The organism is Cobetia sp. MM1IDA2H-1 (assembly GCF_002916775.2).
Classification (GTDB): domain Bacteria; phylum Pseudomonadota; class Gammaproteobacteria; order Pseudomonadales; family Halomonadaceae; genus Cobetia; species Cobetia marina.
Window position 1 is genome coordinate 259293 of the sequence record NZ_CM133225.1, and the last position, 11841, is coordinate 271133.

General features: G+C 64.5%; 10 protein-coding genes. 7 read left to right on the top strand and 3 right to left on the bottom strand.

Translation table 11 applies throughout. The features are described 5' to 3' along the window. The first annotated feature begins 71 nt into the window (after positions 1-71). From bufB to BOH68_RS01205, 3 genes are all read left to right on the top strand, one after another. Positions 72-1016 (top strand): MNIO family bufferin maturase, encoded by a 945-nt coding sequence (gene bufB / locus BOH68_RS01195; protein WP_077378643.1) that lies wholly within the window; start codon positions 72-74, stop codon positions 1014-1016. Continuing rightward, positions 1013-1819 (top strand): HvfC/BufC N-terminal domain-containing protein, encoded by an 807-nt coding sequence (locus BOH68_RS01200; RefSeq protein WP_077378646.1) that lies wholly within the window; start codon positions 1013-1015, stop codon positions 1817-1819. The genes bufB and BOH68_RS01200 overlap by 4 nt, the downstream gene beginning before the upstream one ends. Before the next feature lie 109 nt (positions 1820-1928). Beyond that, on the top strand, positions 1929-2402 hold the full coding sequence (locus BOH68_RS01205; protein ID WP_077378649.1) for a DoxX family protein: 474 nt from the start codon (positions 1929-1931) through the stop codon (positions 2400-2402). Between the two features lie 79 nt (positions 2403-2481). Here BOH68_RS01205 and BOH68_RS01210 read toward each other — a convergent pair whose 3' ends face one another. The 3 genes from BOH68_RS01210 to betT form a co-directional block, all read right to left on the bottom strand. After that, complete coding sequence (locus tag BOH68_RS01210) at positions 2482-3594, bottom strand: App1 family protein (protein WP_077378652.1); 1113 nt, start codon at positions 3592-3594, stop codon at positions 2482-2484. Positions 3595-3882: 288 nt separating this feature from the next. After that, positions 3883-4362 carry a Dps family protein gene (locus tag BOH68_RS01215; protein WP_065392451.1) on the bottom strand — a complete coding sequence of 160 codons (480 nt, stop codon included), beginning with the start codon at positions 4360-4362 and terminating at the stop codon, positions 3883-3885. Between the two features lie 469 nt (positions 4363-4831). Continuing rightward, positions 4832-6829, bottom strand: coding sequence for a choline BCCT transporter BetT (betT, locus tag BOH68_RS01220; RefSeq protein WP_077378655.1), 1998 nt, complete (start codon positions 6827-6829; stop codon positions 4832-4834). A gap of 401 nt (positions 6830-7230) precedes the next feature. On the opposite strand from betT, the gene BOH68_RS01225 reads away from it, so the two are divergent. From BOH68_RS01225 to BOH68_RS01240, 4 genes are read left to right on the top strand one after another with little or no spacing between them, the layout of a single operon-like run. Beyond that, positions 7231-7857 (top strand): hypothetical protein, encoded by a 627-nt coding sequence (locus BOH68_RS01225; protein ID WP_136939105.1) that lies wholly within the window; start codon positions 7231-7233, stop codon positions 7855-7857. Continuing rightward, a complete protein-coding gene (locus BOH68_RS01230) occupies positions 7857-8273 on the top strand; it encodes a hypothetical protein (protein WP_077378661.1) in 417 nt (138 codons plus the stop codon). Before BOH68_RS01225 ends, BOH68_RS01230 begins: the two co-directional genes overlap by 1 nt. 13 nt (positions 8274-8286) lie before the next feature. Next, complete coding sequence (locus BOH68_RS01235; protein ID WP_077378664.1) at positions 8287-10287, top strand: sensor histidine kinase; 2001 nt, start codon at positions 8287-8289, stop codon at positions 10285-10287. Beyond that, positions 10280-11710 (top strand): sigma-54-dependent transcriptional regulator, encoded by a 1431-nt coding sequence (locus BOH68_RS01240; protein WP_077378667.1) that lies wholly within the window; start codon positions 10280-10282, stop codon positions 11708-11710. Before BOH68_RS01235 ends, BOH68_RS01240 begins: the two co-directional genes overlap by 8 nt. The last annotated feature ends 131 nt before the right edge of the window (positions 11711-11841 follow it).

An 11841-nucleotide genomic window follows, 5' to 3' on the forward strand; every position in this document is an offset into this window, starting at 1 on the left:
CCCCGAACCTGACGTCCGGTGGGCGGGTGTCTCACCCCTCCGCCGGACGCTCGCAGAATCGAGAGGTCGTCATGCACGAGTCATCCCCCACCTCCCGCAGCCCGGATTTCGGTACGGCCTTGCCGTCGTTCGATGACATGGCCACGGGAATCAGCCTCAAGGCGCAGCATGTCAGGGAGCTGATGTCATCACGGCCGGCGCTGGGGTTCCTCGAGATTCATGCCGAGAACTACATGGGCGCAGGCGGAGCTCCCCATGCGCGGCTGGATGCGCTGCAGGAGTATCCGCTGTCGATCCATGGTGTCGGCCTGTCGCTGGCATCGGATCGTCCGCTGGAGGCCGCGCATCTGGCACGCCTTCGAGCGCTCTGCGAGCGTCACCCGCCCACCAGTGTGTCAGAGCATCTGGCCTGGGCCGGCCATAGCGGCCACTTCTACAACGACCTGCTGCCGGTGCCATTGACCGACGCGATGCTGGCACGGGTCAGCGATAACCTGATGCGGCTGCAGGACTGCCTGGGCCGCCAGGTATTGATCGAGAATCCCGCACACTATCTGCGCTTTGATGCGCAGGCTCTGGGCGCGGAGTTGATTCCCGAGACGAATTTCCTGACCCGACTGGTCGAGCGCAGCGGCTGTGGACTGTTGATCGACGTCAACAATGTCTTCGTCTCGGCGCACAACATCGGTGTCGATCCTGCGGCATGGCTTGAGTCGATCCCGGCCGCGGCCGTCGGCGAGATCCATCTGGCGGGTCATGTCGTCGATGAGCGCGAAGGCCTGCTGATCGACAATCACGGTGCGCCGGTCTGCGAGGCGGTATGGGCCCTGTATGCCGACTTCATCCAGCGAGTCGGGCCGCGCCCGACCCTGATCGAGTGGGATACCCAGGTGCCGGCGCTGGAGGTGTTGCTGGGGCAGACGGCTCGGGCCGAGCAGATTCTGCAGAGCGCCTTGGTTCAGCAGGGCTCTCGGGTTCCGCAGACCTCTGGCCCTCAGGTGGAGAGTCCGCGATGAGCACGCCAACGGCCCCGATGACTGACCATGATCTTCTCACCTGGCAGCGGGCCTTCATCACGGCGCTTGAGCAGCCTGACCGTCATCTGCCGGGCATCGAGGCGGCACATCAGGGGCGTCTTGACGTCTATCGCAACAATGTCTGGGCCAGCCTGATCTCCGCGCTGCAGGACGCCTATCCCGTGACGCGTCAGGTCGTGGGCGAGCGCTTCTTCGCGGCGCTGGCGCATGATCACTCACGCCGTCACCTGCCGGAATCGCCCTTGATGATGGAGTACGGGGCGGGGCTTGCCGAGACCTTGCACACGACTCTGACGACGCTGGTCGAGCATCGACAGGCATCGGCCGCTCAGCTGCCGTTCTACGCGGTGGATCTGGCGCGGTTCGAGGCCGCGCGTCTCACGGCCTATCACGCCGCCGACGCTGAAGTGCTGGCACCGGCCAGGCTGGCGCAGCTGTCACCCGAGGCGGTGATGGCGTTGACCTTCCTGCCTCATCCCGCGGCAGGTCTGCTGCGCCTGGAGCATGCGATCTTCGGGGTCTGGCAGCGCCACCAGCATGAGGGAGCCAGCCTTGAAGGCCTGGATGTCGCGCGGCCCGAGAACCTGCTGATCACCCGTCCGGTCCTGGAGGTTCAGGTGACGGTGCTGTCAGAGGCGGCTGCCTGGTTGCTCGACCTGCTGTTGGCGGGTGAATCGCTCGCGGATGCGGCCGCCATGCTGGCGGATGTCCATCCCGAGCAGGACCTGGGGCAGCTGCTGGCCCCTCTGCTGGCAAGTGGCGTGTTTCTCGCGCCGGACTAGTGTTGCCCCATGATCTTTCGTCCATGCCAGTCTCCTGCCGACCTACCCGGGCCGAGCTGGCGCATCCCCTTTTTCTCGCGCACTGGCGCATCCTTGAGGAGGCCTCATCATGAGCCTTGAGTCATCCACGACGCCCGCGGTCCGTACCGGTGTGGCGGGGCAAGTCCTGAACGTGTTCGTCTGGCTGGAAAATCTGCGCATGGATGCCGTGCTGATCCTGATGCGCATCGTCATTGGCGCCGTGTTCTTCATGTCAGCGCAGACCAAGGTCGACGGCTTCGCGCTCAAGGAAAGCACCTTCTTCCTGTTCGAGTACGAATACGCGTTGCCGCTGGTCCCGCCGGTACTGGCCGCCTATCTGGCCACGATTGCCGAGCATCTCTTCCCGCTGATGCTGTGGCTGGGCCTGGGCTCCCGCCTTGCCGCGCTGGGTCTGGCCGGCATGACATTGACCATTCAGCTGTTCGTCTACCCGGAAGCCTGGGTAACCCACGGTCTGTGGCTGTCCAGTCTGCTGGTACTGGTGCTGCAGGGCCCGGGGCGTCTGTCACTGGATCACCTGATTCGCTCACGTATCGCCTGATCTTGCCTGCTGGCCACAACGCAAGACGGAGACCTCAGGGTCTCCGTCTTGCGTTGTGCGTATCGTGGGTCGTCGTGGGTCAGACAGGCTCTTCGGCGCGCTGATGCTCGATCTCGGCACGTACCATCTCGACACTGGCGGCATCGATGTAGTCATTGGCGTGTGCATGATGCGCCATGTCGAGGCTGTCGGTGCTCAACAGCATGTCGCAGCCCAGTGCGGAGAGCTCCTCGCCCAGCGTGGCCAGCTCTGCCTTGCGCGATTCGGAGTCACCGATCTGGCGAATGTAGATGGCGCAGATGCGGCCCGGGTAACGGCGCACGACATCGGCATAGACCTCCGGATCATGCTGACCGCTGTCTCCGATGAGCAGGAACTGCATCTCGTCATACAGGTCGAGCATCTTCTCGATCAGCGCCTGCTTGTGGTCTTCCGAGCGCTTGGGCAGGGGGCGCTGCAGCGTCAGCCCCCATTCGCGCAGGAACAGGATGGGGCCGACCGGGATGCGGTTGTGCTGGAAGAACACCTCCAGCATCTCATAGATGCTCCAGGGGCCGCGTGAGACGTAGAGCAGCGGGCGACTCTGCTGACCGTCGCTGCCCTCGTGGAGCGCCTGATAGAGCGCGGCGACTCCCGGGAAGGCAGTGCGTCGCTCGGCGGATTCGATGAACAGCCGATAGAGCATCTTGAGCTTGTTGGCGACACCGGTGTACATCACGGTGTCGTCGATATCGCTGATCACGCCCAGTCGGGTACTGGCCGGTGGCAGGTAGACCTGGGCCTCGCCCTCGACAGCGGCCTGCTTCGGCGGCCGGGCGGTGATCCGTGCCGTCTGCCATTGGCCTTGATCTGCCAAGGGCGACAGCAGAGGCAGGTGGACGCTGAAGTAGCCATCGCGGTCGGTGACGACGGTGGTCTGGTTGCCGCCAAGGCTGACGTCCACCTCCACGCCGCCCTTGCCCCAGCGCAGCAGACGGCGGCCGACATCCATCAGGTCGCGCCCGGCCCCGGGCGCCAGCTGACTGCGCGAGCCGGGCTGCTGAAAGATGCGGCCCATCAGAAAGGCTTCATTGTGTGAGCCATAGCCACGATAGGCATGGATGACGCAACCATCCTTGCCCTGAGCATGGCGCATGGGCTTGGCAGCCACATGCAGCAACTTGCGTAGCAGACGTGTCAGCGGCAGTGACATGCAACCCTCCTGGTATGACGCCTGATCAACCTGCCTGATTGGCAGCCACCCTGCGTGTCGCGTGATGATGCGCTTCCGAGCATGGTCCTGCGCCTCTTGCTCAAGTGCTTCTCGGGCTCAAGTCCTTCTCGAGCTCAAGTTCTTCTCGAGTCTGCCCCTCGAGTGGTGTCCGACCCACGAAAACGCCGCCTTCCGGACACCGCGCAAGCACGGGACAGAAGGCGGCGTTCACGGCCTGCCGATCACGCTGGCGGCAGTGTCAGACACGCGATGGTGTCCTGGTCAGAATCACTCGCCCAGGTAGGCGGACAGCATCCAGACCGTCTTTTCCTGCTCGCGGATGTAGTCGCCGACCAGCGAGGCAGTCCCTTCATCGTCGGCATCGGAGGCGACGGAGAGGATTTCACGCTGCAGCTCGATCAGGGACTTGTAGCCGGTGAGCAGACCCTTGACGCAAGCGGTGCCATCGCTGACATGGGTGTCTTCCTTGATGGTCGCCACACGAGCGTAATCGCTGTAGGCGTGCATCGGCTCGTGACCCAGGGTCAGGATGCGCTCGGCGATCTCGTCGACCTTGGTCAGCAGGTCGGTGTAGGTTTCCTCGAACTTCACGTGCAGCTCGAAGAACTGGTTGCCCTTCACGTTCCAGTGATAGCCACGCGCGTTCATGTAGAAGGTCTGGTAGTTGGCCAGCAGCACATTGAGGTGCTCCGCCAGCTGGGTTGCGCTGGAAGTATGCAGGCCAATGGCATTGGTATCGGTGGACATGAAGACTCTCCTTGAGAATGGGCGACGTGAAATGTGGTTGGAATACGTGGTGAGGCAGGGCGCGGGCACTGAGGACAAGCAGGCGATATCCCTTACCTTCGAGTGCCTCAGGTTCATGAAGCCAAGCCCATGGCACCAGGCCCGAGCAACCGGGTCGATGACACCAGTGTAGAGGGTGACGGTGCCGTGCAGTAACGAATTCGCTGCATCGTCGTGATCGTCTGGTGCTATGACGTGTTCCGGTGCGAATGATCGGATGACTGAGCCATCCAGTGCCTCACGATGAATCCGTGATCAAGCGTCTTTCTGGTACATGCGGCTCAGGATGACGCTTTTCAAGGTGGCACGGCAAGGTAGCACGCGGTTCATTGCCGGGGCATGACCGTGAGAAACGCAAAGGCCCCGCACGGGGCGGGGCCTTTGCGACAGCCATACCAGCAGCTGTCATCACTTCAGCAACGCTCAGGCGTCAGTTGCGCGCCATGTGCAGGAAGTGCATGTGCTTCTCGTACTGATCCAGTACATCACCGATGACCTGCTCCTTGGTGTAGCCCATCAGGTCATAGGTCTGGCCGCCTTCGCGCAGGAAGACCTCGGCCCGGTACTGGCGCTCCACGTCACTGGTGCCCTTGCGCTTGACGTTGCGCAGCGCGAAGGCCGGTGCCGCATACTCGCGGACACGTACGCCATAGATGAAGTCGATCTCGTCGCCATGGCTGACCTGCAGATAGCTGCGGTCATCTTCGTCGTTGACGCGCACATCCAGTCCCTGCGCCTCGAACTCCTTGGCGACATCCGACAGCGCCGGCGTCACGACATCCGACAGATACTGCTCGACATTCTTCTGCTGCGGCGTCTCGACCAGGGTCTGGACGCGCTTCTGCCAGCTGCGTGCACCACCGGCGGTATGCCCCGGCGTGTTGCTGAGATGCTGCATGGAGCGCTGCTTGACGCCTTCAAGACGCAGCGCCTTGAGCAGGCCGTAGCAGACGAACATCAGGATGATGGCGAAGGGCAGAGCAGAGGCCAGCGAGGCGGTCTGCAGTGCGCCGAGACCCCCGGCCATCAGCAGCGCCACGGCCACGAAACCTTCGGACACGGCCCAGAAGATGCGCTGCCAGACCGGAGATTCATCGCCTTCCTTAGAGGTCAGCATGTCGATGACCAATGAGCCGGAGTCGGAGGAGGTGACGAAGAAGGTCACCACCAGCACCGTGGCCAGCAGGGAGGTCACGCTACCGAACGGGAACAGTTCCAGGAACTTGAACAGTGCCACGGAGGCATCCGCGGAGACGGCCTCGGCCAGATTGCCAGCGGCGTCGGTCATCAACAGGTGCAGTGCACTGTCGCCGAAGAAGGTCAGCCACATGAAGGTGAAGCCCATCGGCACGAACAGCACGCCATAGACGAATTCACGGATGGTACGACCACGCGAGACGCGTGCGATGAACATGCCGACGAACGGGGACCACGCGATCCACCAGCCCCAGTAGAACAGGGTCCAGCCACCCAGCCACTCGGACGGGCCGTCTTCCGGAATGTAGGCGAACATGTTGAAGGTCTTGTCGACCACTTCGCTGAGGTAGCCACCGATGTTCTGGATCAGGGTCTGCAGCAGGAAGATGGTCGGGCCAACGCACAGCACGAACAGCATCAATGCCAGCGCAAGACCGAGGTTCAGCTCGGAGAGACGACGGATGCCGCCGTCCAGCCCCATGACCACGGAGATGGTCGCTAGGCCGGTGATGATGGCGATCAGGATGACCTGGGTGGTCAGGCTGTTGTCGATATCGAACAGATAATGCAGACCGGAGCTGACCTGCAGCACCCCCAGACCCAGCGAGGTGGCCACCCCGAACATGGTGCCGAAGACGGCGAAGATGTCGACGGCATGACCGATCGGGCCGTGGATGCGCTTGCCGATCAGCGGGTATAGCGCGGAGCTGATGCGCAGCGGCAGGTTGTGGCGGAAGCTGAAGTAGGCCAGCGCCAGTGCCACGACGGCATAGACGCCCCAGGCGTGGATGCCCCAATGGAAGAAGGTGGTCTTCATGGCCTCGCGAGCGGCTTCCACGGTACCGGCATCGCCCACGGGCGGTGCGGTGAAGTGGAAGACCGGCTCGGCGACACCATAGAACATCAGGCCGATCCCCATGCCCGCGGAAAACAGCATCGCGAACCAGGAGCCGTAGCTGAAGTCCGGCTCGGAGTGGTCCGGCCCCAGCTTGATGTCACCGGATTTCGAGAAGGCGAGCCCCAGCGTGAAGACCACGAACAGCCCCATGGCCAGCAGGTAGAACCAGCCGACGGTATCGATGATCCAGGTCTGGACGTGGCCGAAGACCACGTTCGCCGTCTCGGGCATGGATACGGTGAAGATCACGAACGCCAGTATCACCACGGCGGAGCCGAAGAAGACTGGCGGATTGATCTTCGCGACCGTAGGTTGGTCGGCATTTTCTGACATAAATTTCTCTCCCTGATTGCCTGTTCGACGATAATGGTAACTTATTGAACCTGTGGCGTCGTGAGTTGTCCGCGCCATATCGTTTCCATGTGTAACCGATGATGAGGCCATGGAAATGCGATGGGGACGAAAGCGCTCCGGCACGCTGATGCCTTGGCGCATAGCGGGTCAGGCGTCGTGCCAGCCGGGACTGGCCGTCGCCCGGGAACATGCATGAGGTAGGCGTTGGCGTGGTGGCGAGCTAAGATGAGACCGTCTGCATTCAGGCCCCTTTACTGCTTGATACTATAGTTATGCACAAATCCTACAAGGCTTAAGTGTCAGTCTAGTGGCTTTGCGCCATCTCGCGGATGAAAATCGTGATGACTCGCCAAGTCAGATGGCTGACCGGAGACGTTCGCATGTTCTCTCGACTTCCCTTAGCTCCCTCTCGGACCGAGGCAAGCGCTCGAACGCCGCAGGCCGGAGCGGTGTCTCGCACGGGGCTGCTCATCTCGGGCCTGCTGCTGTTGAGCGGCTGTTCCACGCTGACGAGTCAGGACCCGCTATCTGCCCATGACAGCGAAGCGCTGCCTGCGGCCTGCATCTTCCCGCGTCAGGGCGATGCCGATCAGTGGCTGCGCGCCGCCGCCGAGGTCGTGGAGGCCCGCGGCTACAAGGTGCGCGAAAGTGAGCTGTCGCTGGGCCTGGTGACCGGGGAGCGCAAGGTCGACCAACCGGGACTCGGGGCCATCGAGGGGCCCTTCGGCTCTCGCATCGGGTTCTCGGTGGGCTACGGCGTGGCCGCCGGGCGTGGCATCGGTGTCGGGGTGGGCAATGACGTCTATCGGGACGACCCGATCAGCTTCGAGCGCATCTCGCTGGTGGCACCGGACGAGCGAGTGCGCGTGATCCGTGATGAGCAGGTCATCAACCAGGGCGGGTATGTCATCGATGCCCGACCACAGAATCTCAGCGAGAGCTGTCAACAGATCGAACGTCAGCTGGAAGCCGCGCTGGCGGGCCGTGATCCTCGAGAGGTGCGCTGATGAATCCTTCCCTTCCTCGCTGCCTGCGTCTGGTGGCCTGTCTCGCCCTGCTGTCGCTGGGCGGCTGCATGACACAGCCGACCCATGCGCCGGACTCCCGTACCGCGGTGATCGCGCCCGACAGCGGCACGCTGACCTCCCGGCAGGTCTTCGTCACGCTGATGACCACGCTTGCGGAGCGCGGCTTCATCATCGAGCGGGCAGACCCGGATCTCGAGCGGCTGGATGCCAGCTACGCCGTCAGACCACCGCTGACCCTCGACGCCTGGGTGAGTGAGGTGAACGGCCAGATTCGTCTGAGCGTGACGGGTGACAGCAATGGCGCCGAGATCGCGCCGGGGCGACTCGACAACCTGCTGGTGGACGTGGCAGTGGCGCTGAACGCACGTACCGTGCCGGTGATCGGCACGCCATGATCGCCAACATCCCATGACATCGCGCCATGCCCCGGGGCGTGATCGGGCATCTTCCAATCGCTTGCGCCCGGAGGGATTGAGTCTGCACCGACGACGGCGCCTGGCCTGGCTGGCACTGGGCGCCAGCCTGTTGGCCGGCGTACTGGTGCTGTTCGCGCTCTGGCAGTGGGAGTTCGCCCGCAGCGAGCGTGAGGCACGCCAGCATGCGGCCACTCGGCTGCACTTCTATGCCAGCACCCTCAATGCGGAGTTGTCGCGCTTTCAGTGGCTGCCCGCCATGCTGGCGCGACAACCGCGCGTGCGTGCCGCCTTCGATGACACGGCCGATATCGCCGAGTCCGGCAATCGTCTCGACTGGCACCTGCAGCGTGTGGCCCGGGAATCAGGCGCCGCCGCGATCTTCCTGACGGATGCCTCCGGCGTGACGCTGGCCGCGAGCAACTTCGATGAATCCGACAGCTTCGTGGGCCATCGTTACGCCTACCGGCCCTATTTCCTGGATGCGATGGCGGGCGGGCGCGGGGAATTCTTTGCGGTGGGCAATACCACGGGGCGCCCCGGCTACTTCGTATCCGCGCCCGTGGCGGGGGCGGGCGGCCAGCCGCTGGGCGTGCTGGTGGTCAAGGTCTCGCTGGAGGCGCTGGAGGATACCTGGCGCCAGGCCGGCGAAACAGTACTGCTGGCCGATGCCAATCGTGTCGTGCTGCTGGCCTCACGGCGGAGCTGGAAATACCGCACCCTCGAACCTCTCGCGCCCGCCGCTCTCGACGACATCCGGGCGCAGCAGCAATTCCGCGGGGCGCCGCTCTCCCCGCTGGCGCGCTCGCTGGAAGACGGCAGTCTGGTGCTGGGGGCGGGAGAGGCGTCTTCCCGCTCCTCGACTTCCGTCGGCCAGCGCTATCTGGATGAGTCGCTGTTCAGTGGTCCGCTGGCCTGGCAGCTGCACTTTCTGATGCCGCTGCGGCCTCTCTATATACAGGCGCGCAACACCATGCTGGCCGGGCTGGCGGTACTGCTGGGGCTGGGCATGCTGGCGCTGTGGATGCGCGAGCGTCAGGCGCGCCTGCGGCTCATCCGGCGTGAGGCGGTGGTCATGCGTGAGATCAACGAGCGTCTCGAGGAGCGTGTCGCCGAGCGCTCCCGCGAGCTTGAGGCCACCCGTGACGAGCTGGTGCAGGCGGGCAAGCTGGCGGCGTTGGGCACCATGGCTGCCGGCATTGCCCATGAACTCAATCAGCCGCTGGTCGGCATTCGCACCTATGCCGCCAGTGGCGGGAAGTTGCTGGCGCGTGGCGTGTCTCAGGCGACGACCCGCCCGGAGCTGCTGCCACGTGCCGCCGAAGCGGCGAGCGGCAATTTCACGCGTATCGCGGCACTGGCCGAGCGTCTGGGCGACATGATCCGCCAGTTGCGGGTGTTCGTGCGGCCGGCCAGTCAGCAGCCGCCAGCGCCGCTGGCACTGGTGCCTCGCATCGAGTACGCCCTGGAACTGCTCGATGAGCGGTGCAAGCTTCTGGGGCTAGTGATCGAGCGGCAGGGACTGATGCCAGAGGTGCGGGTGATAGGAGAGCAGGCGCGCCTCGAGCAGCTGCTCACCAACCTGATCCGCAATGCCGTGGATGCGCTGGAGGGTCAGCAGCGCGATGGCACCCTGGGCGGGCGCGCCCGTATCCGGCTGAGCTGGCAGGCCTGGCCTGAGGTTGCCTGGCTCGAGGGGCGGCCCGGCGGTTGCCTGCGCATCGAGGACAATGGCCCCGGGATCGACCCGGCATTGCGGGCCACCCTGTTCGACCCCTTCACCACCACCCGCGAAGTGGGTGACGGCATGGGCATGGGGCTCTTTCTGAGCTATGGCATGGCACGTGACCTGGGCGGTGTCCTGCGGCTTTCGGACGATGCCCCGCCGGGTGCGCTGGGCGGTGCCAACTTCGAACTGTGGCTGTGCACGCCCCCTGATGACGCGGGCAGCCCGACACCCACTCGACTGACCCCGGAGGCACCTGACCATGAGTGATGCTGCCTTCGAGACGGGCGATGAGCGCCTGACTCAGGATCATGAGCTGACCCGCGAAGCGCCCATCTGGCTGGTGGACGACGACCCGGCCGTGCGGGAATCGCTGTCTCAGTGGCTGGAACTTGCGGACCTCAACCTGCGCTGCTTCCCGAGGGCCGAGGCCTTGCTGGAAGCGCTGGCCGCCGGCGAGCCGGTCAGTGTGGTGATCAGTGACATTCGCATGCCGGGCATGGATGGGCTGACGCTGCTGTCACGGCTCACGCTCGAGGCGCCGGAGCTGCCGGTGCTGATGATGACAGGGCATGGCGATGTGGCCACTGCGGTCTCGGCCATGCAGGGCGGAGCGCGCGATTTCATCGAGAAGCCCTTTGACCCGGAAGCGCTCGAGCTCAAGCTGCGTCAGGCGCTGGCAGGCCGGCGGCTGAGCGATGAGAACCAGCGGCTGCGTCGTCGCCTGAGCGTGCGGGGGCTTGCCGGTCTGCTACGTGGTGAAAGCGCGAAGATACGTCAGTTGCGCGAGCAGGTACTGGAGCTCAAGGGGCATCCGGCACGCGTCTGGATCACGGGGGAGTCGGGCAGCGGGCGGACCACCACGGCGCTGGCACTCGCCGAGCATGCGCCGGCGGAGGGAGAGGCCCAGCGCGTCGGCACATCGCCGGCCTCCGCGTTGCTGGCGAAGGTCGAATGTCGTGCCCTGGTCGGTATGGCGTCGAGCACCAAGGCGTCGAGCGGCGCGGCATTGTCCGAGGCGATCGATGAGGCTCTTCAGGCCGCTCCCGAGATGAATACCCTGTTGCTGCATGACGTCGACGTTCTGAGCCGTGAGCAGTGGCAGTGGCTGGACGCCTGGCTGAACGCTCAGCCCGAGGGCGGACGTCGCGCGCCGCGGGTGGTCTTCAGCGCCGAGTGCAGCGTCCAGGCATTGGTGGCCTCCGGCACGCTGGGGCTGACGCGGGGGCACGCGCTGGCGGAGATCGAGCTGGTCACGCCGTCACTGCGTGAGCGGCGCGAGGATATCCCGTTGTTGATGGCGCATTTCAGCCGCCAGGCCGCCGACGTTCATCAGGTTCCTGAACTGCCCTTCGTCCGGGGCGAGCTGACGACCCTCATGGCGGCCGACTGGCCCGGAAATCTTGCCCAGCTGCGTCAGCTGGCCAGCCAGCGGACCGTGCTGGGTGAACAGGCGCAGGAGCCGCCGGCGACCGGGCAGGAAGCGGGAGAGGAGGACCCGGACGGGCTTGCCGCGCAGGTGGCGTTGTTCGAGGCGACGCTGATTCGAGCGGCCCTGACACGTGCCCGAGGCAACATTGCCCAGGTGCTGGAGGAACTGGCCCTTCCGCGCCGGACGCTCAACCTCAAGATGCACAAGTACGGACTGCGGCGTGATGACTTTCGTCATGGTGCGGACGGGGCATCGGAATGAGCGCCTGCTCGGGAATCAAATTGTCGGTCTGGCGTCGAAGGGGTGGTTCGTGCCCCCGAATGTTATAAGGTAACGACGATGTGCCACGCCTGGCATTCGCTTTTCTTCGTATCCGCCTTTCCGGAGTGTCT